Source organism: Selenomonas sp. ND2010, assembly GCF_000702005.1.
GTDB lineage: Bacteria > Bacillota > Negativicutes > Selenomonadales > Selenomonadaceae > Selenomonas_A.
On record NZ_JNKI01000009.1, the window covers coordinates 20,546 to 43,222 of the forward strand.

At 47.2% G+C, this 22,677-nt stretch carries 26 protein-coding genes and 1 pseudogene; all 27 read left to right on the forward strand.

All coding sequences use genetic code 11. From position 1 onward, the window contains the following. Positions 1-4: 4 nt before the first annotated feature. The 27 genes and pseudogenes from hslV (at position 5) to flhB (ending at position 22,640) form a co-directional block, all read left to right on the forward strand. Complete coding sequence (gene hslV / locus T504_RS0104415; protein WP_033169860.1) at positions 5-547, forward strand: ATP-dependent protease subunit HslV; 543 nt, start codon at positions 5-7, stop codon at positions 545-547. Beyond that, the gene (hslU, locus tag T504_RS0104420) at positions 547-1,938 is read left to right on the forward strand and encodes an ATP-dependent protease ATPase subunit HslU (RefSeq protein ID WP_033169861.1); all 1,392 of its coding nucleotides are present in this window, start codon (positions 547-549) and stop codon (positions 1,936-1,938) included. Before hslV ends, hslU begins: the two co-directional genes overlap by 1 nt. 203 nt (positions 1,939-2,141) lie before the next feature. After that, positions 2,142-2,918 carry a GTP-sensing pleiotropic transcriptional regulator CodY gene (codY, locus tag T504_RS0104425; protein WP_033169862.1) on the forward strand — a complete coding sequence of 259 codons (777 nt, stop codon included), beginning with the start codon at positions 2,142-2,144 and terminating at the stop codon, positions 2,916-2,918. A 185-nt stretch (positions 2,919-3,103) separates the two neighbouring features. Continuing rightward, positions 3,104-3,526 carry a flagellar basal body rod protein FlgB gene (flgB, locus tag T504_RS0104430; protein WP_033169863.1) on the forward strand — a complete coding sequence of 141 codons (423 nt, stop codon included), beginning with the start codon at positions 3,104-3,106 and terminating at the stop codon, positions 3,524-3,526. 25 nt (positions 3,527-3,551) lie between these two features. After that, positions 3,552-4,003, forward strand: a pseudogene (gene flgC / locus T504_RS13630) (flagellar basal body rod protein FlgC). A 41-nt stretch (positions 4,004-4,044) separates the two neighbouring features. Then, positions 4,045-4,347, forward strand: a complete 303-nt coding sequence (gene fliE, locus T504_RS0104440) for a flagellar hook-basal body complex protein FliE (protein ID WP_033169864.1) — start codon at positions 4,045-4,047, stop codon at positions 4,345-4,347. A gap of 46 nt (positions 4,348-4,393) precedes the next feature. After that, positions 4,394-5,983, forward strand: a complete 1,590-nt coding sequence (gene fliF / locus T504_RS0104445) for a flagellar basal-body MS-ring/collar protein FliF (RefSeq protein WP_033169865.1) — start codon at positions 4,394-4,396, stop codon at positions 5,981-5,983. Then, the gene (gene fliG, locus T504_RS0104450) at positions 5,984-7,012 is read left to right on the forward strand and encodes a flagellar motor switch protein FliG (protein WP_143558676.1); all 1,029 of its coding nucleotides are present in this window, start codon (positions 5,984-5,986) and stop codon (positions 7,010-7,012) included. It abuts the gene before it with no gap. Further along, entirely contained in the window at positions 7,005-7,790 is a 786-nt protein-coding gene (locus tag T504_RS0104455; RefSeq protein ID WP_033169866.1) for a FliH/SctL family protein, read from the forward strand. Before fliG ends, T504_RS0104455 begins: the two co-directional genes overlap by 8 nt. After that, positions 7,787-9,124 carry a flagellar protein export ATPase FliI gene (gene fliI / locus T504_RS0104460; RefSeq protein WP_033169867.1) on the forward strand — a complete coding sequence of 446 codons (1,338 nt, stop codon included), beginning with the start codon at positions 7,787-7,789 and terminating at the stop codon, positions 9,122-9,124. Before T504_RS0104455 ends, fliI begins: the two co-directional genes overlap by 4 nt. 5 nt (positions 9,125-9,129) lie before the next feature. Then, the gene (gene fliJ, locus T504_RS0104465) at positions 9,130-9,594 is read left to right on the forward strand and encodes a flagellar export protein FliJ (protein ID WP_033169868.1); all 465 of its coding nucleotides are present in this window, start codon (positions 9,130-9,132) and stop codon (positions 9,592-9,594) included. Further along, positions 9,591-10,265: a lytic transglycosylase domain-containing protein gene (locus T504_RS0104470; protein ID WP_033169869.1), complete on the forward strand. Its 675-nt coding sequence runs from the start codon at positions 9,591-9,593 to the stop codon at positions 10,263-10,265. Before fliJ ends, T504_RS0104470 begins: the two co-directional genes overlap by 4 nt. Positions 10,266-10,312: 47 nt before the next feature. Further along, on the forward strand, positions 10,313-10,936 hold the full coding sequence (locus T504_RS0104475) for a MotE family protein (RefSeq protein ID WP_033169870.1): 624 nt from the start codon (positions 10,313-10,315) through the stop codon (positions 10,934-10,936). Between the two features lie 108 nt (positions 10,937-11,044). Next, the gene (locus T504_RS0104480; protein WP_051635204.1) at positions 11,045-12,610 is read left to right on the forward strand and encodes a flagellar hook-length control protein FliK; all 1,566 of its coding nucleotides are present in this window, start codon (positions 11,045-11,047) and stop codon (positions 12,608-12,610) included. Positions 12,611-12,629: 19 nt separating this feature from the next. Beyond that, entirely contained in the window at positions 12,630-13,151 is a 522-nt protein-coding gene (locus T504_RS0104485; RefSeq protein WP_033169871.1) for a flagellar hook assembly protein FlgD, read from the forward strand. Positions 13,152-13,183: 32 nt separating this feature from the next. Then, complete coding sequence (locus tag T504_RS0104490; protein WP_033169872.1) at positions 13,184-13,567, forward strand: TIGR02530 family flagellar biosynthesis protein; 384 nt, start codon at positions 13,184-13,186, stop codon at positions 13,565-13,567. A 108-nt stretch (positions 13,568-13,675) separates the two neighbouring features. After that, on the forward strand, positions 13,676-15,418 hold the full coding sequence (locus T504_RS0104495; RefSeq protein ID WP_033169873.1) for a flagellar hook protein FlgE: 1,743 nt from the start codon (positions 13,676-13,678) through the stop codon (positions 15,416-15,418). Positions 15,419-15,606: 188 nt separating this feature from the next. Then, entirely contained in the window at positions 15,607-15,807 is a 201-nt protein-coding gene (locus T504_RS0104500; protein ID WP_033169874.1) for a flagellar FlbD family protein, read from the forward strand. A 62-nt stretch (positions 15,808-15,869) separates the two neighbouring features. Then, positions 15,870-16,376 (forward strand): flagellar basal body-associated FliL family protein, encoded by a 507-nt coding sequence (fliL, locus tag T504_RS0104505; RefSeq protein WP_033169875.1) that lies wholly within the window; start codon positions 15,870-15,872, stop codon positions 16,374-16,376. Positions 16,377-16,410: 34 nt separating this feature from the next. After that, positions 16,411-17,415: a flagellar motor switch protein FliM gene (gene fliM / locus T504_RS0104510; protein ID WP_033169876.1), complete on the forward strand. Its 1,005-nt coding sequence runs from the start codon at positions 16,411-16,413 to the stop codon at positions 17,413-17,415. Beyond that, positions 17,408-18,649, forward strand: coding sequence for a flagellar motor switch phosphatase FliY (gene fliY, locus T504_RS0104515; protein WP_033169877.1), 1,242 nt, complete (start codon positions 17,408-17,410; stop codon positions 18,647-18,649). Before fliM ends, fliY begins: the two co-directional genes overlap by 8 nt. A 121-nt stretch (positions 18,650-18,770) precedes the next feature. Next, the gene (locus T504_RS0104520) at positions 18,771-19,133 is read left to right on the forward strand and encodes a response regulator (protein ID WP_014423701.1); all 363 of its coding nucleotides are present in this window, start codon (positions 18,771-18,773) and stop codon (positions 19,131-19,133) included. Beyond that, the gene (gene fliO / locus T504_RS0104525; protein ID WP_033169878.1) at positions 19,133-19,657 is read left to right on the forward strand and encodes a flagellar biosynthetic protein FliO; all 525 of its coding nucleotides are present in this window, start codon (positions 19,133-19,135) and stop codon (positions 19,655-19,657) included. The genes T504_RS0104520 and fliO overlap by 1 nt, the downstream gene beginning before the upstream one ends. 106 nt (positions 19,658-19,763) lie before the next feature. Continuing rightward, positions 19,764-20,465: a flagellar type III secretion system pore protein FliP gene (fliP, locus tag T504_RS0104530; protein WP_051635210.1), complete on the forward strand. Its 702-nt coding sequence runs from the start codon at positions 19,764-19,766 to the stop codon at positions 20,463-20,465. Between the two features lie 30 nt (positions 20,466-20,495). Then, on the forward strand, positions 20,496-20,765 hold the full coding sequence (gene fliQ, locus T504_RS0104535; RefSeq protein WP_033169880.1) for a flagellar biosynthesis protein FliQ: 270 nt from the start codon (positions 20,496-20,498) through the stop codon (positions 20,763-20,765). An 11-nt stretch (positions 20,766-20,776) separates the two neighbouring features. Further along, on the forward strand, positions 20,777-21,559 hold the full coding sequence (fliR, locus tag T504_RS0104540; RefSeq protein ID WP_033169881.1) for a flagellar biosynthetic protein FliR: 783 nt from the start codon (positions 20,777-20,779) through the stop codon (positions 21,557-21,559). Next, a complete protein-coding gene (gene flhB / locus T504_RS0104545) occupies positions 21,522-22,640 on the forward strand; it encodes a flagellar biosynthesis protein FlhB (RefSeq protein ID WP_033169939.1) in 1,119 nt (372 codons plus the stop codon). Before fliR ends, flhB begins: the two co-directional genes overlap by 38 nt. Positions 22,641-22,677 lie beyond the last annotated feature (37 nt).

Below are 22,677 nucleotides of genomic sequence, written 5' to 3' on the forward strand. Positions count from 1 at the left end.
TGCCATGGAGACACAATTTCATGCAACCACAATCTGTGCGGTTCGAAAAAACGGGAAAATAGCCATTGCAGGGGATGGTCAGGTTACCTTTGGGGAACATACCATCATGAAGGCGAATGCCCGCAAGGTACGTCGTCTATATCACAATAAGATTCTGGCTGGCTTTGCCGGTTCGGTAGCCGATGCTTTTACGTTATTTGAGAAATTCGAGGCAAAGCTGGAGTCGTATAATGGCAATTTACAGCGTGCAGCTGTGGAATTGGCAAAAGAATGGCGGACGGATAAGGTGCTTCGCAAATTGGAAGCGTTGCTTTTGGTAGCAGATCAGGATACGATGCTGATGTTATCCGGAAATGGTGAAGTAATCGAGCCGGATGGCGATGTGGCGGCGATTGGTTCTGGTGGTTTTTATGCGTTATCCGCAGGTAGAGCAATGGTCAAACATACGGACATGAGTGCTGGTGAGATTGCGAAGGAAGCGTTGTCGATTGCCGCAGATATCTGCGTCTACACGAATCACAACATCAAGGTGGAGGAACTGGACTAATGGAAGAAATTGGTGTAAATGAACAGACTCCGCGTCAGATCGTGGAAGAACTCAATAAATACATCGTTGGACAAGATGAGGCTAAGCGCTCGGTAGCAATTGCCCTGCGCAATCGTTGGCGAAGCCGACAACTGGCAGCGGATATGAAGGAAGAAGTCATTCCCAAGAACATCCTGATGATTGGCTCTACCGGTGTGGGCAAAACGGAAATAGCCCGCCGTCTGGCCAAATTAGTTCGGGCTCCATTCATAAAGGTGGAGGCGACCAAATTTACCGAAGTGGGTTATGTGGGGCGTGATGTTGAATCGATGATCCGGGATTTGGCTGAGACTGCGGTAAGGATGGTTCGCCAGCAGCGCATCGAAGAGGTCCAGGAAAAGGCAACGGAATTGGCTGAGGAACGGATCCTCGATGTTTTTGTGCCGGAACAAAAGAAATCCCAAAATCCGCTCGGAAGACTTTTCGGAGTCGAGGAAGAGACAAAAGAAGAGACCGAGCCGGAGCCGAAGTATCAGGCGGGAAGAGAATGGGTTCGCAAGCGTCTGGAAAATGGCGAGCTCGAACAGGAAATCATTGAAATCGATGTCGAAGAATCTGGCAAGCCAATGGTTGGCATGTTTGCTGGTTCAAGTCTTGAAGGCATGGGCGATAACCTTCAGGATATGATTGGCAATCTCATGCCCAAACGCCATAAAAAACGCAAGGTGACTGTGGAACAGGCAAGAAAAATTTTTACGCAGGAAGAAGCGAACCGCTTGATTGATATGGAGGCGGTTGCGGATGAGGCGATAAAAGTTGCGGAGCACAGCGGTATCGTTTTTCTGGATGAAATTGATAAAGTTGCTGTCAAGGGAAATTCCTCAGGAGCTGATGTGTCCCGTGAAGGCGTTCAGCGGGATATATTGCCAATCGTTGAGGGTTCAACCGTTATGACGAAATACGGCCCGTTAAAGACGGATCATGTGCTTTTTATTGCTGCGGGGGCTTTCCATATGGCAAAGCCATCGGATCTCATTCCGGAACTGCAGGGGCGTTTTCCGATTCGTGTGGAACTTAAATCCCTGCGCAAGGAGGATTTTGAAAAGATACTTATCGAACCACGCAATGCATTGCTCAAGCAATATGAAGCGCTCCTGGAGACCGAGGGTGTGAATCTGTCTTTTGCACCGGATGCGATTTCCCGATTGGCGCAACTGGCTTGTGATGTCAATGAACAGGCCGAGGATATCGGCGCTCGCCGGTTGCACACCTTGCTGGAAAAACTGCTGGAGGAGATAAGCTTTTCCGCACCAGAACTTGAGGAGAAACAGGTTGTTATCGATGCTGCGTATGTGGATAAGCAGCTTTCGGATATCGTAGTGAACCGGGATCTTTCCCAGTTTATCTTGTAACGGATATGGTTCAAGAAACTAAGGACCTGAGACTCAGGTCCTTAGTTTCTTGCGTAGGGGAATATTTCGAAAATTTAATTAAAAATATTGTTCAGCATCTATGATTATTTTGAAAAATGTGATAAAATAGCCTTAACAATGCGATGGTTGCTTTATGGAACGGATATTGTGTATCGGAATATTTTGAAAAGGAGAAAATCTAAATGGCATCATTACTGGAAAAAACAAGAAAAATTAACCGTCTGCTCCAGCGTTCGGAAAATGTTGAGTACGACGGCATTTCCCGTGTTCTCAGCAATGTACTCGGGGCAAATGTTTACATTACCAACCGCAAAGGAAAAATTTTCGGCTACGCCTTTGTCGATGATTTTGAGTGCGATTTGATGGTAGATAAAGTCATCAATCAGGGAGAGTTTCCTAAGCACTATGTAAACTGGCTTATCCGCATGGATGAGACAAATGCAAATCTGCGTTCGAAGACAGGCATGTGCGCATACGAAGAAAATACGAAATGTATGTTCAATGGCAAGAATACGACGATTGTCCCGATTTACGGTGTCGGTGAACGAATTGGTACGCTTATTGTGGCAAAATACGATGAGGAATTTACCGATGATGATTTGCTCCTTTGTGAGTATGGTGCAACAGTTGTCGGTATGGAGATGCTCCGTGACCATGCGGAGAAGATCGAAATCGAGGCACGTAAAAAGGCAACGGTTCAGATTGCACTCAATACGCTTTCGTTCTCAGAGCGTAAAGCTGCTATTGCAATCTTGTCGGCACTTCAGGACACGGAAGGTTATCTCGTAGCATCGAAAATTGCCGACAAAGTCCGGATTACGCGTTCCGTCATTGTCAATGCGCTGCGGAAATTTGAGTCGGCTGGTGTGATTACCTCAAAATCGCTGGGTATGAAGGGAACTTATATAAAAGTCCTTAATGAATATCTCTTGGATGAAGTTCAGAAATTGAAAGATTAACTTTTCGGTTGAAGGCTGGTACAAATTGTATTAGCCTTCTTTTTTTGGCAAAAAAATGAAATAGGACCCTTCTAAAAAGAAGAAAAAAATGATAAAATTTGAAGGAGTTGCAGGGGTTATGTAGAAAATAAATAAAAGGTAACTATGAACGGGTGCTAAAATCCGAGAGAGGATGTGATTCTGGAATGCTGGAACAAATCATGAATTCGCCGAACTTCGACTATCTGGGCCGTGGCCTACAGGCTGCCAATTTGCGCCATGAAGTCATCAGTAATAATATCGCTAATGTCAATACGCCGAACTTTAAGAGAAGTGCGGTAAATTTTGAAGACTTGCTGGCGAAGGAAATGCATCTGGGAGATAGCAGCAGACGCGTACAGATGGTACGTACCCATGACCGCCATCTGCCTATGGCAATGCCAGGAAAGGTTCATGCGGTAATCGAAGAGGACGGCACGACAACTATGCGTGTAGATAACAACAACGTCGATATCGATATCGAGATGGCAAGTCTTGCCAAGAACCAGCTCTATTACAATGCCATGTCCACAGAGTTGGGGAGCTTTATGACGAAGATGAAAAATGTTATCACCAGCGGTCAGAGCTGATGATGGGAGATAGAGGAGAAACTTTATGAGCATGTTCTTGGGAATCGATGCAGCAGCGTCGGGACTTACAGCTGAGCGTCTTCGCATGGATGTTATTTCCAATAATATCGCGAATGCCAATACAACAAGAACTCAGGAAGGCGGTGCATATCACCGCCGTTATGTGGTTTTTGAGCCGCGTGCAAAATCGGGAAATAGTTTTTCTAGTTTTTTGCAGCGTTCGGTCAATAAATTAGAAGCTGGAGATGGCGTTCGTGCTGTGAGCATTGGCACGGATGACACGCAGGGGCCACTGGTATATGACCCTTCGGACATCCTGATGCGAATGCGCAGGGGTATGTGGAACGGCCAAATGTCAATATCGTAGCCGAAATGGTTGATATGATTACAGCTTCACGTGCTTACGAGGCGAATACGACTACCATTAATGCTGCGAAGTCCATGGTAACAAAGGCATTAGAGATGGGCAGCAAGTAAGCAGGAATTTATAGGATATCGGCTTTTGAAAGGACAGAGCTATGGATATACAAGCATTGCAGATGACACCGGTGTCGATGCACGCCAATAGTCATTTAGGAGAGACCCAGCCCAAAGAAGAAGTAAAAGGCTTTGGAGAGTATTTGAAGGATGCGTTGAAGAAAACCAACGAACTCCAGCTGGATTCGGACCGGCAGAATGCACTGCTGGCAGCTGGACAGATTGATGATGTTGCACAGGTGGTTATTGCCAGCCAAAAGGCTGACATTGCCCTGCAGCTCACCCTTCAGCTTCGGAATCGTGCGATTTCAGCTTATCAGGAAATCATGCGGATGCAGGTATAATTTTTATAGCAGATTTAGAAAGAATTGACTTGAAGGGATTGAGATCATGGGAGATTGGAAAGAGCGGTATAAGAACCTGTGGGCCAGGTTCAGCAAACGCCAGCGCTATATTATGCTGGGGTCCGCTTTGGCTATTCTCGTTGCTATCATTGGCCTGAGTGCCTGGTATGGCAATAAACCGGATATGGTTCCTCTGTTTACCAATATGGAAGCAAAGGATGCCGGTGAAGTAGCGGCTAAATTAAAAGAATCAAAAATCAATTACGAAGTGCAGGAAACGAAACAGGGGACAACTATCCTGGTTCCGTCTAAGAATGTTCATGATGCTCGTTTGGATTTGGCTTCTCAGGGCTTGCCACGGGGAAATAAGGGCTTTGAAATTTTCGATGACAGTAAACTCGGCGTTACGGAATTCCAGAACAAGGTCAATTTCCTTCAGGCGTTGCAGGGAGAACTTACTCGGACGATTGAGCAAATCGAAGCAGTGGAAAAAGCCCGTGTTCATATCGTTCTTCCGGAAGACAGCCTTTACAAGAAAAATGAAAAACCGGCGACGGCATCGATTATGCTTCGTCTCAAGCCGCAGGCTGAACTCAGTAAAAAGGAAATCAAGGGAATTGTCAATCTGGCTGCCAACAGTATTCAGGGTCTAAAGCCGGAAAATATTACAATTGTTGATGATACAGGCAAGATTCTCAACGACCCGGATGAAAATGAAGAAAACAGCGTTGGGGCAAAGACCATGACGCAGCTCGATATGACCAAGAAGGTTCAGGATAATATTCAAAAGAGCATCCAGACTCTCTTGGATCAGTCCCTTGGCGAAGGCCGTGCTTTTGCTCGCGTAAATGTTGAGCTTGATTTCGACGATCGCACGACGGATAAACAGACCTTCACACCGGTAGTAGATGATTCTGGTATCATTCGCAGTCAGCAGGATGTCAGTGAATCTTATAACGGCACTTCTACTCAGCCGGGAGGAGCTGCTGGCGTTCAGTCGAATGTTCCGGGGTATGTTGCACAGAATGGAAATTCTAATGCAGAGTATTCCAAAAAGGAATCGACGAAAAACTACGAGATCAATGAAGAAAAATCGAAGGTCGTGGCTGCACCGGGATCGATTCGCCGCTTGAATGTAGCTGTACTGGTCAATGATGATGTCAATGCAACGCAGCAGGATAGCATCATGCGTACGGTAAGCAGTGCAGCGGGCATCAATCAGGATCGTGGTGATACGATTTCTGTCGAGCCGCTTCCATTTAGCACGGAACTTCGAGATCGCCGTGCGGCAGAAGAGCAGGCAGCCAAGGACCGTGAAGACCGTATTTTTTACATGCAGATTGCTGCAGTGCTCTTAGTTCTGGCACTGATTGCCGGTGTCATCATGATGCGCCGCCGCAAGAAACAGCAAGAACTGGCCGCACTCGAAGAGCAGAAACGTCTCGAAGAGGAGGAAAAGGCACGTTTGGCAGCAGAGAGGGCAGAACGCGTGGATGCTGGAGAAGTTGGCGAAGAAGAGCTTACCGAAGAGGAACAACGTCATCTTACCGAGAAGCAGACATTGCAGCAGCTCATCGATCAGAAGCCGGCCGAAGTGGCTATGCTTATCAAGACTTGGCTTTCGGAGGATGAATAAATGGCATTTGATATGTATGGAGACAGTGAGCCGGAACTTTCCAATCAGGAGAAAGTTGCGATACTGTTCATAGCACTTGGCCCTGAGTATTCGGCTAAGTTGTTCCAACATCTTGATGATGAAGAAATTGAAAAAATAACACTGGAGATTGCCAACCACAAACAGGTAAGCGCTGAGCAGAAGGCTGCGGTAATCAGTGAGTTTTACCAGATGGCAATGGCCAAAGATTATATATCCAGCGGTGGCTTGGAGTATGCACAGAATGTCCTCGAAAAGGCATTGGGGTCCGAAAAGGCGATGGACATTATCAATCGCCTCACGACGAGCTTGCAGGTTCGTCCGTTCGACTTCCTGCGCAAGACCGATCCATCACAGCTTATGAACTTTATCCAGAACGAACATCCGCAGACGATTGCGCTCATCATGGCGTATTTGGATCCGGATCAGGCGGCAACCGTACTTGGTTCGTTGTCTCCGGATGCACAGGCTGATGTTGCAAAACGAATCGCGCAAATGGATCGTACCTCTCCGGATATTATTCGCGAAGTCGAGCGCGTATTGGAACGCAAGCTCTCGACGCTGGTTACGCAGGATTTCACTTCTGCTGGTGGTGTCAAGGCTATCGTCGAGGTACTCAACCGTGTCGATCGCACGACCGAGAAATCCATTATCGAAACGCTCGAAGTGGACAATCCAGAGCTCGCCGAAGAAATCAAGCGGCTCATGTTCGTCTTCGAGGATATTGTTCAGCTCGACGATCGTTCGCTGCAGATGGTACTCCGCGAAGTGGATACGAAAGATTTGTCGCTGGCTCTCAAGGCTACGCCGCAGGAAGTCGCCGACAAGGTCTACAAGAATATGTCGAAACGTGCTGCCGACATGCTGCGTGAGGAAATCGAATTCATGGGTCCAGTCAAGATCCGCGATGTCGAAGAAGCACAGCAGAAGGTCGTCAATGTCATCCGCACATTGGAGGACAAGGGCGAGATTGTTGTTTCGCGTGGACAGGGAGACGAGATGATTGTCTAAGGTTATTAAAGCCGCTGTATGGAAAGATAACCCTCATTTTATCGATACGCCGGAGCCACCTAAACAGGAGTCTGTGGCAGATATGACGATGGACGATGAGGCCCGCGCCCATATAATGGCTGAAATTGCTCGGAAAGAGCAGCGGGCCTCAGAAATGCTTAAAGACGCCAAGATAAACGCCGAGATCATCAAACAGGAGGCACAGGCGGAGCGCGAACGACTGTTGGCAGAAGCACAGCAGGAGATTGATGCACGCAAGGAGCAGGCACAGCAGGAAGGTCGTAGAGAAGGCTATGAGGCTGGTCATGCTGAAGGAGAACAAAAGGTACGCGAAGAGATGGCAGATATCATCCGCCAGGCAAATGCCAAGGCAGAAAAAACGCTGTCTGATGCGCACAAGGCTTCGCGTGATTATGTGCAGCAGGCAGAACAGGATGTGATAACCATTGCGATGAGTGTTGTCGACAAGGTGCTTCCACAGCATTTTATTGATGTGCCGCAGGTTGTACTGCCAATGGTCAAGGATGCCATTTTGAAAGTTAAAAATCAAAAAGAACTCATTGTCCATGTGCCACCAGATAGTTATGATTTGGTGTTAATGGCTCGTGATGAGTTCCGGACAATTTTAACTTATGGTGATGCTGTGCTGACTGTTACGTCAGATGAAAGCTTGAAGCCAGGAGATTGTCTTATCGAGACGCCGAATGGCAGCGTCGATGCCCGCCTGGCAACAAGGATAGAACTTTTGAAACAAGCGGTACGGGATGTAATGCTATGAGTGAAGAGAACGGCAAAAGCTTCCAATTGAATATTACGAAATTTACTGAGGCGGTAAGAACCTGCCCATCTATGAAATTGACGGGGAAGGTTACGCAGGTAATCGGACTAGTTATTGAGTCTCAAGGTCCGACGGTTAGTGTTGGTGAGCTTTGTTACGTTCATTCGCGACTGGCAGAGGTGGCTCCTATTCCGGCGGAAGTGGTAGGCTTCCGGGAAGGTTATGTCATGTTAATGCCTGTCGGCGAAATGCAGGGCATTGGCCCTGGCTGCGAAGTGGTATCGGCCCAGAAAATGTTGAACGTCAAGGTAGGGCCGGAACTGTTGGGAAGAGTATTGGATGGCCTGGGAAATCCCATGGATGATAAAGGGCCGCTGCTCTGCCGGGAGGAATATCCGTTGCAGGCAGACCCACCCGCGCCACTTAGCCGCCCACGTATTCACGAGAATCTCTATGTGGGAGTCCGGGCTATTGATGGTCTGATCACGATGGGGGAAGGACAGCGAATCGGCATTATGGCTGGTTCGGGTGTCGGAAAATCCACGCTGCTATCCATGATAGCCCGCAACACAGAGGCAGATATTAGTGTTATCGCCTTGGTAGGTGAGCGTGGTCGTGAGGTTCGAGACTTTATTGAGCGTGACCTTGGGGAAGAAGGAATGAAGCGTTCGGTAGTTGTAGTAGCTACTTCCGACCAGCCGGCGTTAGTACGTATCAAAGGGGCTATGACGGCTACGGCAATCGCGGAATATTTCCGTGATCAGGGCCGAAAAGTCATTTTGATGATGGATTCCGTAACGCGTTTTGCCATGGCTCAGCGTGAAGTAGGGCTTACCATTGGGGAGCCACCGGCTACCCGTGGTTATACGCCATCGGTATTTGCTATGCTGCCGCGGCTCTTGGAACGAGCGGGGACCAGCGAACGGGGATCAATTACGGGAATATACACGGTCCTGGTTGATGGCGATGATATGAATGAACCGATTGCCGATGCTGTTCGAAGTATATTGGATGGGCATATTGTTTTAAGCCGTAATATTGCTGCGCAGAATCATTTCCCGGCAATTGATATTATGCCCAGTGTCAGTCGTGTCATGAATGAAGTCGTATCGCCAGAACATTTGAAGGCTGCTCAGCAGATGCGACAGTTGATGGCTGTATATCGCGATGCAGAAGATTTGATTCACATCGGTGCTTATGTTAAGGGATCGAGTGCCAAAATCGATGAAGCGATTGCCAAGATCGATTCCATCAACGAGTTCTTATGCCAAGGAATCTTTGAGGTAGATACATACGAAGATACTGAGAATAAGCTGATAGGAATATCCGGGTGAGATGAATGAAGAAGTTCAAATTCCAACTGGAAACGCTGTTGAAGGTCACCCGCATGAAAAAAGAAGATGCGGAAGTTGCTTTTGCAGAAGCCTCCCGAAAGGTAGAAGAGGCTCGTGAGGCTTTGGATGGATTATTAAAGGAAATGCAGCAGGGGCAGCAGGAGTATGAGGCCCTTTCTACGGAGGGCACGAAAGTGACCGTAGGACGGCTGATGACCTTTAACAGTTTTTTCGCCTGGAAGCGGGAGCAGATTGAAATGCAGCAGGGAATCCTTTTGCAGATGCGCAACGAACGGCAGAAGAAGCTGAAGGAACTCATGGATGTCATGAGTTATCTGAAGAGCATTGAGCAGTTGAAGGAGAAACGGCTTCAGGAATACAGGGAAGAGGCGATGCAGGAAGAGCAGAAGATGCTCGATGAGATTGGCCTGCAGTTGACCATGAGAAGGAAAGCGGGGGAAGCTTTATGATAAACTTATCAGGGGTAAGAGCTGTACAAGCCCGGATTGCACAACTTCAAGAGCGATTCGGAATGCCAAGGGGTGTTCCGGGGATGGATTTTCAGAAGACTCTCAAGAAGGAAATGCAGAAGACTGAGCAAGCGGAAAAGGCACAGTCTGCCCCTATGGCAATCACACCGGCAAAGAAAAATCAGGCGGTAACGCCGTATGCCCCGATAACTTCGAGTGGCAAGGTTCAGAATTATGTATCGCCGTCGGCGAAAAAATCGTATCCATCGTATTCGGTAAATCAAAGTCTGCCATTGGCGGATCAGAGTTTATCTGCGATGATTGATGAGGCGGCGCGTAAATATAATGTTGACCCGAAGCTGATAGCGGCTGTAGCGGAAGTGGAATCTGGTGGCAATCAGAATGAAACTTCTTCGGCAGGGGCAATTGGTGTCATGCAGCTTATGCCGGATACGGCAGCTGCGTTGGGAGTAAACCCCTACGACAAGAAATCCAATATTGAGGGTGGTGCCAAGTACCTTCGCCAGATGTTGGATACGTTTGATGGAGATATCCGCAAGGCGGTAGCTGCTTATAATGCGGGGCCGAACGCGGTAAAGAATTATGGTGGAATTCCTCCCTATCGGGAGACACAGAATTACGTTAACAAGGTGCTGGATATCTATCGTTGATTGATGGTAGAGACACAGCAAAATTATAGATAAAGGCAGGTAATACAATGGCAGATGAACAGCCAAAGAAAAAAGGAAAGAAAATAGCAAAGCTGCTGTTGATGCTCTTCCTGTTGCTGGTACTTATTATCGGTGGCTTTGTTCTGGGCATCTATCTGCGGCTATTTGATACGCAGGAAGCCAATGAGAAACTGGGCCTTTACAAATTACCAGTAATTGGTCAGTATTTCGTAAAACCGGCTCCGTCCCAAAATGAAATGGAAAATACGCCGGTGGAAGATGTCAAACCAAGTAAAGATGACCAGAAACAGTCCAAGAAGATAACGATTTCCAAGAAGGAAATTGAGAAGCAAATGAAGGAACGTGAGGCAGCTGAAAAAAAACGCGTATCCAAATTGGCACGGCTGTATAATGAAATGAAGCCGCGTGATGCTGCTGAGGCGATGGATGCCTTGGATGACGATCTTTGTATTGCGATTCTTCAGCGTATGGACGAGGGAAATGCGGCAAAAGTTATGTCTGAATTTGAAGCATCGAAAACCGCTCGTTTGACACAAATCATGTACGAGGGAACTCAAAAGAAAATGAATACGGAAGAAGATGTCCGCAAGATGTTGGAAGAACAGCAGAATAAAGCGAACGGGGAAAATTCCGAGGGAAATAATCCATAAATAGTGATCCTTCCTTGTAAAAGGAAGGATTTTTTTTGTTTATAGCGAAATTTAATTTAAGAGATTGCAGTTTCTCAACGATAGATACTATGTAAGGAGGTGAAATATGTGGAGACAAAGAATTTGATGGCTGTTGTGCCACAGGCTGGTGCTGCATCGAATGTGCAGGGAAAGAAGAATGTCATAGCTGCTGGGAAAGAGGCCAGAAAAGATTCTTTCGGTGAGGCATTAGAGAAAATTGACAAGGATGTTCAGGATGCCATAGCAAAGGAAGCCTCTGATGATTCGCGGGCAAGCTCAGCAGATAATGGTGACGTCATGGAGGATGCGCCAAAAGATCCGCTGGCAGCAGTGATTGTGGCAAGTCAACAGTTGGCCGTTGCATCGCCGGAACAGGGAGAACAGGCGATAACGCAGTTGGATACAGACGGCGTGAAACTGGACTTTACGGAAGAAGGTCAGGCGGAGCTGATGAGCCCTGTACCGACGCAGGAGCCACCAGCAATAGAGTTGCAGAGCCTTATCCCACAATCGAAAGAAGAGGGGCTTAAGAATCGGGACTTTTTGGCAATGCTCTCGGGACAGCAGCTGAAAAGCAAGCCCGCAGAGCAGATTCAAACAGATCATATGGAAACGGCAGCCGCTAAGCCGATGCAGCCAGCAACTAATCTGGAAGCACAGCTCCTTAGCGTTAAGCAGGGAGGACAGCAGCCGTTACCTTTGCCGGATAATGCATCGGTTTTGGAAAGCTTGACGAAGCAGCCGAATCTAAAGGCAGCGGCCGTCGAGAATTTGGCAGCTGACGAAATGCGTATGCCACAACAGGGACTGGCCGTTTCGCCGCTAGTCTCTGCGGAAAAGGATTCGAAGCCGGTATCGGAACTTATTCAGGATGTAACCGTTTCGGTGGAAAACGAAGCCGTTGCGGAACCGATTCACCTGGATGCAAAACAGGCGATGAGGCAGCAGGGAGAGCAGAATCCACAGAATTCGCAAAATCAGCAGGGAAAACAGCAGGAAGCTGTTGAGATAAATGTGGCTGATGGTGGCGAGAAGGTTCAGCAGCTGGCTGAGGAAGCTGTCGGCGATAAGCCGCAGGTGCAGACTCCTGTCAATGGGAACCAACAACACGTAAGTGCTTTCCAACAGCAACTGCAGGAAAACCTTACGGGACCGGCAGCGTCAACGGGGGTACAGGAAGTGCAGCAGCCGCAGACAGACTTTGATATTCCGCGACAGATCGTTGACCAGGCTCGTTTGATTCGCCGGGCAGCGGACACGCAAATGGTAATCAAACTGAATCCGGAACATCTGGGTGAACTCACGCTGAAGGTTTCGGTCACGCAGAATGGTTCCGTCAACGCATCGTTCCACAGCGATAACGCGCAAGTTCGTGCGATTATCGAAAATTCGCTTGTTCAGCTCCGTCAGGAGTTAAACAATCAGGGACTTAAAGTGGACAGCGTGGAAGTTTATGCTGGACTGGCGGATGGACAACTTCCGCAAGACCAGGGACAGCAGGCGTGGCAGAATCAGCAGGGAAATCATAGCGGCAATGTCCGAATCCTTTCCATGGATGCAGAAGATTACGCCGATGAGGCAGGTAACCTTTCAGCAGCAGCTCTTCAGGGAACAGAGACGAACGCTACGGATGGCGTAGATTATCGCATTTAAAGATAGGAAGTGAATTACTATGTCAAACGTACTCAACACTGTTACCAAAGATGGGGTGACGATGACCGTTGATGCCTATAACGCATCGCAGTCTGCGCAAAAGACGGATAATTCCGCATTGGGAAAAGATGCATTTCTGCAGCTTTTGGTTACCCAGATGAAATATCAGGATCCACTCGATCCGCAGGATAATGGTGAGTACCTTGCACAGCTGGCACAGTTCTCGGCATTGGAGCAGATGACCAATGTATCGGATGGACTCAAAAATGTGTCGAACTTGGTTAGCAACATCGATACTTCGGTTCTGGTGGGTCAGTTAAGCAGCATGATCGGTCAGGATGTTCAGTGGGCAGTTACGACAACTTCTACGGACGCTGATGGTAAAGAGACGAAGACGACAACGAAGCTTGAGGGCAAGGTTTCCGGCGTGAGCATTTCGGATGGCTCGCCGACGGTCATTGCGAAGAGCGGAAATAAGATTTATAAGGTCGCTATTGGGGATATCACCCGCATCGGCGAGGGAATTCAGGATAGCAAATAATTCAAGGCATTTTGAATGGGAGGAATCGGACGATGGCTGATTCAAGGATATACTTCAACACGCAGCCTATCCACTCCCTAAGTCCAATAACAGCCGGCAAGCAGAAGATTCAGCATGGTTGTGGAAATATCACATTCGGAGATATCCTCAGTGAGGTACAAAAGAAAGTGAGTTTTTCTCACCATGCATGGAATCGGCTGCAAGAACGGAATATCAATCTCAGTGATACAGATTTAGCAAAACTTGATGATACCGTTGATAAACTGGCTCAAAAGGGAGCACGGGAATCGCTCGTCTACATGAAAGATGTGGCGCTGGTCGTCAGTGTGACGAATCGGACCGTGATAACAGCCATGGACGGCACGCGTGGAAATGAAAATATAATAACAAATATTGATAGTGCAGCAATTCTTTGAAGTTGGACCTAACGGAGACTTCAGGCAGCTGAATGACAGATGCTGCCTAGGATTGCATTATCAATGAATAACGATAACTTTCAATGTAAGGAAAGGAAGTAATTCATTATGATGCGTTCGCTTTTTTCCGGTGTATCCGGACTTAAATCTCATCAGACTCGTATGGATACCATTGGCAACAATATAGCCAATGTAAATACGACCGGTTTTAAATCCAGTCGTACGACTTTTGCCGATACCCTGTCCCAGACGCTGACAGGGGCGTCTTCGCCCAATGGCAATCTCGGTGGTACAAACCCGAAGCAGATTGGACTTGGTACTGGAGTAGCATCCATTGATATGATTTTTACGGATGGTTCGGTACAGTCTACCGGCAAGAACACCGATCTCTGTCTTTCCGGCAATGGTCTCTTTGTGGTAAATAGCGGAAATCAGCGTTATTATACGCGTGATGGTGCTTTTGAATTTGATGCAGAGGGCAACTACGTTCTGCCAGGTTCTGGTTTGTTTGTACAGGGCTGGATGGGCGAAAATGGTACCATTAATACTTCTGGTGCGGCTGGCAATATCCAGATTCCTGCGGGTAAGAGTATGGCAGCAGCAGCTTCGAGCATTGCGACTTATGCGAACAACCTCAATGCAGCAGCGCTGACGATTAAATCCATCAGTGGTGGCGGGAGTCAGGTTACGAGCACAAAAGATTATGATAATGCTTCGCAGGGAAGTGTATCAGCAACGCAGGAAGGTCCGGTTACCCTTACGACGGCAGACGGAACGAATCCGGCCAATCTGCAGTCGGGCTCGTATATCGTGGGAGGCAGCTATAAGGTAGCTAGCTATGCAACAGCTGCTGATGGAACGGCAACGCTGACTACCGGTCAGACGGCAACCTTGACGTTAAGCGATGGTACGACGGCAACCGTATCGACAGGCTCGTTTAAAGTAGGCGATACTTATGGTACGGCGACGCCGCCATTGACTATTTCCTCAATCAGTGTAGAGACGACAATCAGTAAAATCACCAAAACGTATGTGTCGGAATCGGAGGCATCTTCTGCCAGCCCCATTACGCTTACGATGAGTGATGGATCGAAAGTTACTGAAACGTCGGGAAAATATAAAGTTGGCAACAGCCTGCCGGTAACGACGACGCTGACGGCTTATGATACGTTGGGCAATGCACACAGCATTCCGGTCTACTTCACGAAGACGAAAACCGATAGTACGACAGGGAATCAGTGGACGGTATCGGTAGCAACGGATGGTTCGGGTAAGGCTACGATTAAAGAAGACGATGGTAGTGAAACGGTTATCACGATGCCGGATACGATCCTCCAGTTTACAACGGATGGTAAACTGGACAGCGGTTCCAGCAGTGTTGACTTGACGCTGCAAAATGGTGCGCAGGCCTCGCAGAGCATTACGCTGGTTATGGATTCACTTACTCAGTATGCTGGCAATAGTACGATCAACGGCAAGGCTGATGGAAATGCGGCAGGCACGCTTTCTAGTGTTTCGGTTGACAGCTCAGGCATCATCACGGGGACTTATACCAATGGTGTCAAGCAGGCTGAGGCACAGGTCGCGGTGGCACAGTTTACGAATGCTTCTGGTCTGCTGAAGACCGGTAACAGCCTGTATCAGGAGTCCAACAACTCCGGTACGGCAAATATCAAAACGGCTGCTGATCTGGGTGTTACGATTACACCGTCGGCACTTGAGATGTCCAATGTCGATATCGCCAACGAATTCTCAGATATGATTGTTACCCAGCGTGGGTTCCAGTCCAATTCCAAGATTATCACGGTCGGCGATGAGATGCTTGAGACGATGATCAATATGAAACGCTGATAACGAAGGGGTTTAGGTAAAGGCTGATGTATGAAAATACATCGGCCTTTGTTCATTAATTAGTGTTTCCTGAAAAATATTGCAGGATTTTTAGAGAAAGAGAAAAAAATAAAAGGGAAAATAGGGATGCGTGACGAAAATTAAGAGAATGAAGATGTATTGCAGAAAGGCAAGGAGATGGATCGTTCATGATTAAACTCACAAAATTTAATTCCCGTACAAATAAAAAAGGAGAATTTGTACTGAACGCCGAAATAATAGAGACAATAGAGGAAACGCCAGATACTGTTGTCACTTTGACAAACGGCAAAAAATTCATTGTCGATGAGCCAATGGATGAAATCGTGCGTAGAGTTATGAAATATCGCCGTGCCTTGCATCAATTTTGATGTAGACAAATTATAAACTCTTGGTATAATGAGAAAGTAGCTTTTTATGGGAGGAGTATCAGATGGCAGACGAACAAAAGGAAACAGAAGCTGCGCCAGAAGAAAAAAAGAAAAAATCACCGATTATCTTGGTGGTAATTCTGGTTCTGGTGGGTCTTGTACTGGCAGCAGGTATCTCGTTTGTTATTACTACAAAGATGATGAAGGATACTGCCACGGAGTCAGTCAGTGAGCATCATGATCCGGGAGTTTTCATCAAACTGGGAGATGCAAAAGAGGGAATCATGGTCAACGTTGGTGGCCAGAAAGCAGGGAAGTTCTTAAAGGCAGGTATTGTTCTTGAGATGAACCCTGGCAAGAAGGACAATATCCTTGAAGGAAAGCTCCAGCCGATGGCTGAGACGAAAATCCTTGATACCACGATGCAGATCCTCAGAAGCGCTAAACTCGATGAGTTTGATGCGACGAAACAGGACGAGCTAAAAAAGAAAATCAAAGATGAACTCAATACGAAGCTCGGCGCAGGGTCGGTCTACGATGTATATATCACAAGCTTCCTGCTCCAGTAAGATGAGAAAAGCATAGCAGGAAGGAGGACGAAGGTTGGCAGATGACGTACTATCCCAATCTGAGATAGATAAACTGCTTTCAGCACTGTCAGACGGAACAGTATCCGCAGAAGAAGTCAAAGCAGATGAAGAACAAAAGAAAATAAAGACCTATGATTTCAAGCGGCCGGACAAGTTCTCCAAGGATCAGATTCGAACCTTGTTCATGCTTCATGAGAGTTTTTCCAGATTGTTGAATACCTATTTGTCTACGCATTTGCGTACTTTGGTAAATGTTGAGGTGGCATCGGTTGAACAGCTCACTTATCAGGAGTTCGTTCAATCACTAGCCAATCCATCGGTTATCAGCATTCTGGCAGTTCCACCGCTTAAGGGAAACATCATCCTGGAAGTCAATACGGAAATTGCCTTTGCTTTCATTGACCGTGTTTTTGGTGGTGAGGGCAAGACGGGAATCAAGCCCCGCGTCCTGACAGAAATAGAAGAAGTCGTTATGAAACGCTTTATCGATACTGCGATGGGGCATTTAAAAGAGGCTTGGTCTAATGTGGTGGAGTTCCGTCCTAGTTTGGAAGCAACAGAGTCTAATCCTCAGTTTACCCAGATCGTGCCGCCAAGCGACATGGTTGTTATCGTCACGATTCAAATGAAGGTTGGCGAGGTTGAGGGCATGATGAATATATGTATTCCATATCTTGTATTGGAACCAGTCATGTCCAAGCTGACCACAACCTTCTGGGTGGCTTCATCGGTATCGAAGGATGATGACCCGGAACAGGTCAAAATACTGCAGAAAAAGATTGAGCGCACTGAGGTGCCATTCGTTGTCCAATTGGGCAGTGTCGATATCACGATAAACGAGTTCTTGACGCTTGGGTTTGGTGATGTCTTGCAAATGGATGCTAAGGTGGATGATAACTTGCTCTGCATGGTGGGGCATAAGCCAAAATTCTATTGCCGGCCGGGCACATCCGGAAAGAAAATGGCAGTACAGATTACAAAAATAATTAACGAAGGAGATGAAGATACTGATGAGTGACGATATGATCTCGCAAGAGGAGATTGACGCCCTGCTGAACGGCGGTGCTATACCGGACGCAGGCGATGCAGCCCCCGCGGGAGAGTCGGAGGCAGCAGCTGAACCTGCCGCAGACAGTAGTTCATCTCAGCTCGATGATGTACTCACAGATGTCGAAAAAGATGCGTTAGGGGAAATCGGTAATATATCGATGGGGAGTGCTGCAACAACCCTTTCAGTATTACTGGGACACAAGGTAAGCATTACGACACCTACGGTGTCTGTTGCGACCATGAGTATCATTCAAGAGCAGTATCCAATGCCGTACCTCATTGTTGAGGTCGGATATACGATTGGTATAGATGGCAATAATGTTCTGGCTATTCAAGCACAGGATGCGGCAATCATCGCAGACCTTATGATGGGTGGCGACGGCACGAATCCCGATACAGAAATCAATGAAATCGCAATGAGTGCTGTCGGTGAGTCGATGAACCAGATGATGGGCACCGTGGCAACGTCGCTTTCTACGATGTTCAATAAGAAAATCGACATTTCTCCGCCCAAAGTCAACTTGATTGATTTTGGCAGTGAAGATAAGGTTACGGAACTGGTCGGCAAGGATGAGCCGGTGGTTCGCACATCTTTCCGCATGGAAGTAGATGGGCTGATTGATAGCGAAATTATGCAGATTCTTCCGGTATCGGTGGCAAAGGAAATGGTTGAGTCGCTGACAAATGGTTCGGCAGAGGAAGAGCCAGAGCCAGCTCCTGCACCGGCACCAGCACCAGCACCAGCACCAGCACCAGCTCCAGCTCCAGCGGCTGCTGCGGCACCAGCGCCAGCGCCAGCTGCACCGGCTGCTGCGCCACCGCCAATGGCAGCGGCTCCTGCCGCTGGTTATGGCATGGCAATGCAGCCGCATGTGGCAACAAATGTCCCGGTTCAGTCGGCGCAGTTCACGCCGCTTAACATGCAGCCCGTTCAGGTCAATGACGCGAATATCGGCTTGATCCTGGATGTGCCGCTTTCCGTAACGGTTGAGTTGGGACGCACGAAAAAATCAATCAAGGAAATTCTCGAGCTTACGAACGGTTCAATCGTAGAGCTCGAGAAGTTAGCTGGCGAGCCAGTGGACATTCAGGTTAACGGGAAATTCCTGGCGAAGGGCGAAGTTGTCGTTATCGATGAGAACTTTGGCGTTCGTATTACCGAGATAGCAAGTCCGGCAGAGCGAGCTGCAAAACTCCAGTAATCCACTGAGAAGCTGGAGATAGGCGGACACGTGCTCTTGCCTACCAATGGACTTTCTTATATAATTAAGTTAAAGTTGAACCAAGTCGAATGATTTCTTTAAAGATGAGGAGAGATGAAACATGGCAGTACGAGTTTTGGTCGTTGACGATGCGGCATTCATGAGAATGATGGTTAAGGACATTCTCTCGAAGAATGGCTATGAAGTTGTTGGCGAAGCTGAGAATGGGATGAAAGCTCTGGAGAAATATCAGGAGCTTAAACCAGATCTTGTTACCATGGATATCACGATGCCGGAGATGGATGGCATCAGTGCGGTTAAAGAGATTAAAAAAGTTGACCCGAATGCCAAGATTGTTATGTGCAGCGCCATGGGCCAGCAGGCAATGGTTATTGAAGCAATTCAGGCCGGTGCCCGTGACTTTATTGTAAAGCCGTTTCAGGCAGACCGTGTTCTGGAGGCTGTCCGTAAAGCAGTAGGCTAATGGAGAGAAAATATATTCTATTGACGTGTGCCGTGGGGATACTGGTAACTCTGTTTCTGATGGATCCTGCCTTGGCTGCTGAAGAAGCAGCCAAGGGCGGGTATCTGTCCGGATATGAGAATACCGACCCCAAGCCATCGTCGATTTCCTGGTGGTCGACAATTGCTTATTTGGTCAGCCTTTTTGCCATATTTATTTTTGTGGTAGGGCTGGCTTATTTTGCTGCTCGTTTTCTCGGTGGTCATTTTGCCCAACAGAAAATGGGGTATGGCGGAAAGATCTTGTCGCATTTACCGTTAGGGCCCAATCGTTCCGTATGTATTATGGAGATGGCGGGGCGTGTGTTCATGCTGGGGGTTACTGAGCATTCGATAACGCTTTTGACCGAAATTACCGACATGGATGAGATTGATCGTCTTCATCGTGAGGAGCAGAAAGGCTTAAAAGTTCCGGAGATGTTTTCGCAGCAATTCGGTGCGCTTTCGGACTTTGTCCAGAAGGTTCCACCGATTTTCCGCAAGTAACGGTATGGTTGATTCGAATGTACGAAAAGAAACAAGAAGGGGTTGTAGGCGCTTGAAACGTCGGGATGTTTTTATCCTGTTGGGAGGTTTGTTTCTCCTGATTTTTATGACCAATGACGCTTTGGCAGCGCCTTTGATTCCTGCAGTCAATGTGGATGTGGGTTCGTCGAACAAACCGCAGGACGTCGCTGTGACGCTGCAGGTTATGGCTCTGCTGACGATATTGACATTAGCACCGGGAATCCTGATCATGACGACATCATTTGTACGGATTGTCGTTGTCATTGGCTTCCTGCGCAATGCACTGTCAACGCAGAATGTACCACCGAATCAGGTGGTAATTGCTTTGTCATTGTTTTTGACTTTTTATATCATGGCTCCTTACTGGGGACAGGCAAATGAAAATGGACTTCAACCCTATATGGCTGGGCAAATTACCCAGGAAGAGGCGTTGGACAATGTGGCGGCGCCAATCCGCGAGTTCATGTTCAAGCAGACACGTGAATCGGACTTAGCGCTGTTTGTCAATTTATCCGATGCTGAGCGCCCCGATGGACCGGAAGATGTCTCAACGTTTACGTTGATTCCGGCCTTTATCATCAGTGAGCTCAAAACGGCATTCCAAATTGGCTTTATGATTTATGTGCCGTTTATCGTCATTGATATGATTGTAGCAAGTACCTTGATGTCCATGGGCATGATGATGCTGCCACCAGTTATGATATCACTGCCGTTTAAAATTTTGCTGTTTGTCATGGTGGATGGCTGGCATTTATTGATTAAATCTCTTATTGTCAGCTTTAAGTAGCTGAGGAGATGGATGAGGAGGTTTGTTGCAATGTCGGGAGATCTGGTGGTCCAGCTTGGACAGGAGGCCTTGTTTATTGTCATGCTGGTGTCTGCTCCTATGCTTGGGCTAGGCTTGATTGTCGGTCTCTTGGTCAGTGTGTTTCAGGCAACGACTTCCATTCAGGAGCAGACACTGGCTTTTATTCCTAAAATCATTGCTGTTTTTGTGGCTATTTTGATATTTGGTCCATGGATGCTTCGTATTATGGTGGAATATTTGACAAATGTTTTGGTCAATTTGCCATCCTATATTGGCTGAAGGAGTGAATAATGGATTTCTATGATCTTTTAGAGGGGCATGCAGCAGTTTTTATGCTTCTGATGACCCGGGTCAGTGGGATATTTGTTATTTCTCCGTTCTTTGGCAGTCTGAATATCCCTGTGTATTTTCGTGCCGCGGCATCTTTGGCCTTTGCTATTGTATTGTTTCCGGTAATCGATAATTTTTCGGATATTCATGCACCGGCATCAATATGGGCCTATTCCTTTGCGGTTTTATCCGAGCTGTTTATCGGCTGGCTTATTGGTTTTGTGGCTTATATTTCCTTTGCGGCAATTACGATGGCCGGCAAGGTAATGGATATGCAGGTCGGTTTTGCCATTGTAAATGTAATGGATCCAACTTCCGGTCAGCAGATGCCGCTTATCGGAAGTTTTCTTTATAATTTAACCGTCATTGTGTTCTTAGTAGTAAATGGACATCATATGCTCATTGATGCCTTGTTTGAAAGTTTTAAGATGGTTCCGTTGCTGACCATGGAACCTTCCTTATCGTTGCCGATGATTATTGCAAATTTCACTACAGGCATATTCCTGACGGGCATGAAGATTGCCATGCCGGTGACATTTGCAATCTTGCTGACAAATGTAGGGCTGGGAATTCTGGCTCGTACAATGCCGCAGATGAACATCTTTGTTGTTGGTATTCCGATGCAGCTTACTGTTGGTATTCTTATTTTATCGATGGTACTGCCTTTTTATGTGTTATTCCTGGATGTGCTGTTCAATGAAATGTATGGAAATATCACAATTGCATTACAGGCATTGCAGTAGAAGTCCCTTAGTGTTTGATCTTCAGCGCTTTGCTGGCGATAAAACGGAGGAACCGACTTCCAAGAAGCGGGCAGACGCGAAGAAAAAGGGCCAGGTTGGTCGAAGTACAGAACTCAACACTGCCTTTGTTTTGTTGGTTGGCTTTTTCGTTATCAAGGTGTTATGGGAACATATTTACCATGCGATTGCCGCCTATACGACCTATGTGTTTACCCATCCCAATCAGCCGGTAGATACAGAAAATATCGTTCGCATATTCATTGGGATCATTGAATTGATGGCGCAAACGGCTTTGCCGATTATGTTTGCGATTTTGCTCGTCGGTTTGGCTGTCAATGTCTTTCAGGTTGGCCTGAATTTCAATACGGAATCCATTGGTTTTAAGCCGGATAAACTTAATCCCATCAACGGATTTGGCCGTATTTTTTCCAAGCGCTCGTTGGTAGAGCTGGTGAAGTCGTTGTTCAAGATCGCTATCATCGGTTATTTTTTGGTTCGTTTTTTATCCGAACAGCTGCTGGCTATGCCACAGTTCATTTATTTCGATTTGGCCACTAGTCTGGGACAGGTTGCTAACATTGTCTTTAAGATGGCGTTTCAGGTTATTGGTGTTATTATTGTTCTGGGTATTTTAGATTATGGTTACCAGAAATGGCAGACAACTCAAGATCTTAAAATGACCAAGCAGGAAGTAAAAGACGAAATGAAACAGACCGAAGGCGACCCGCAGATTAAGGGAAAGATAAAGCAAAAGCAACGTCAGATGGCTATGAGTCGTATGATGCAAGAAGTTCCCAAGGCAGATGTCATTGTCACGAACCCGACCCACTTTGCGGTAGCACTGCAATATAAAAAGGGGATGGTTGCTCCCGTTATTGTAGCGAAGGGGCAGGATCTCGTGGCGAAGCGGATCAAGGAGATTGCCCGGGATGCCAAGGTACCAATTGTCGAGAATCGTCCGTTGGCTCGTGCCCTTTATGCAGGAGCTGAAGTGGGCGATATGGTTCCTTCGGAGCTTTATCAAGCGGTAGCCGAAGTGCTAGCGTATGTATACCGTCTGAAACATCGCCGCAGGGCGTAACGTATACCATTTGTTTTTCAGTTGATTTGATATAAGG

What these genes read in the sequence shown, in the direction of transcription:
- hslV (WP_033169860.1), top strand. Translation starts at nt 5, where the DNA reads ATGGAGACACAATTTCATGCAACCACAATCTGTGCGGTTCGAAAAAAC.
- hslU (WP_033169861.1), top strand. Translation starts at nt 547, where the DNA reads ATGGAAGAAATTGGTGTAAATGAACAGACTCCGCGTCAGATCGTGGAA.
- codY (WP_033169862.1), top strand. Translation starts at nt 2,142, where the DNA reads ATGGCATCATTACTGGAAAAAACAAGAAAAATTAACCGTCTGCTCCAG.
- flgB (WP_033169863.1), top strand. Translation starts at nt 3,104, where the DNA reads ATGCTGGAACAAATCATGAATTCGCCGAACTTCGACTATCTGGGCCGT.
- fliE (WP_033169864.1), top strand. Translation starts at nt 4,045, where the DNA reads ATGGATATACAAGCATTGCAGATGACACCGGTGTCGATGCACGCCAAT.
- fliF (WP_033169865.1), top strand. Translation starts at nt 4,394, where the DNA reads ATGGGAGATTGGAAAGAGCGGTATAAGAACCTGTGGGCCAGGTTCAGC.
- fliG (WP_143558676.1), top strand. Translation starts at nt 5,984, where the DNA reads ATGGCATTTGATATGTATGGAGACAGTGAGCCGGAACTTTCCAATCAG.
- fliI (WP_033169867.1), top strand. Translation starts at nt 7,787, where the DNA reads ATGAGTGAAGAGAACGGCAAAAGCTTCCAATTGAATATTACGAAATTT.
- fliJ (WP_033169868.1), top strand. Translation starts at nt 9,130, where the DNA reads ATGAAGAAGTTCAAATTCCAACTGGAAACGCTGTTGAAGGTCACCCGC.
- T504_RS0104470 (WP_033169869.1), top strand. Translation starts at nt 9,591, where the DNA reads ATGATAAACTTATCAGGGGTAAGAGCTGTACAAGCCCGGATTGCACAA.
- T504_RS0104475 (WP_033169870.1), top strand. Translation starts at nt 10,313, where the DNA reads ATGGCAGATGAACAGCCAAAGAAAAAAGGAAAGAAAATAGCAAAGCTG.
- T504_RS0104485 (WP_033169871.1), top strand. Translation starts at nt 12,630, where the DNA reads ATGTCAAACGTACTCAACACTGTTACCAAAGATGGGGTGACGATGACC.
- T504_RS0104490 (WP_033169872.1), top strand. Translation starts at nt 13,184, where the DNA reads ATGGCTGATTCAAGGATATACTTCAACACGCAGCCTATCCACTCCCTA.
- T504_RS0104495 (WP_033169873.1), top strand. Translation starts at nt 13,676, where the DNA reads ATGATGCGTTCGCTTTTTTCCGGTGTATCCGGACTTAAATCTCATCAG.
- T504_RS0104500 (WP_033169874.1), top strand. Translation starts at nt 15,607, where the DNA reads ATGATTAAACTCACAAAATTTAATTCCCGTACAAATAAAAAAGGAGAA.
- fliL (WP_033169875.1), top strand. Translation starts at nt 15,870, where the DNA reads ATGGCAGACGAACAAAAGGAAACAGAAGCTGCGCCAGAAGAAAAAAAG.
- fliY (WP_033169877.1), top strand. Translation starts at nt 17,408, where the DNA reads ATGAGTGACGATATGATCTCGCAAGAGGAGATTGACGCCCTGCTGAAC.
- T504_RS0104520 (WP_014423701.1), top strand. Translation starts at nt 18,771, where the DNA reads ATGGCAGTACGAGTTTTGGTCGTTGACGATGCGGCATTCATGAGAATG.
- fliO (WP_033169878.1), top strand. Translation starts at nt 19,133, where the DNA reads ATGGAGAGAAAATATATTCTATTGACGTGTGCCGTGGGGATACTGGTA.
- fliP (WP_051635210.1), top strand. Translation starts at nt 19,764, where the DNA reads ATGACCAATGACGCTTTGGCAGCGCCTTTGATTCCTGCAGTCAATGTG.
- fliQ (WP_033169880.1), top strand. Translation starts at nt 20,496, where the DNA reads ATGTCGGGAGATCTGGTGGTCCAGCTTGGACAGGAGGCCTTGTTTATT.
- fliR (WP_033169881.1), top strand. Translation starts at nt 20,777, where the DNA reads ATGGATTTCTATGATCTTTTAGAGGGGCATGCAGCAGTTTTTATGCTT.
- flhB (WP_033169939.1), top strand. Translation starts at nt 21,522, where the DNA reads ATGGAAATATCACAATTGCATTACAGGCATTGCAGTAGAAGTCCCTTA.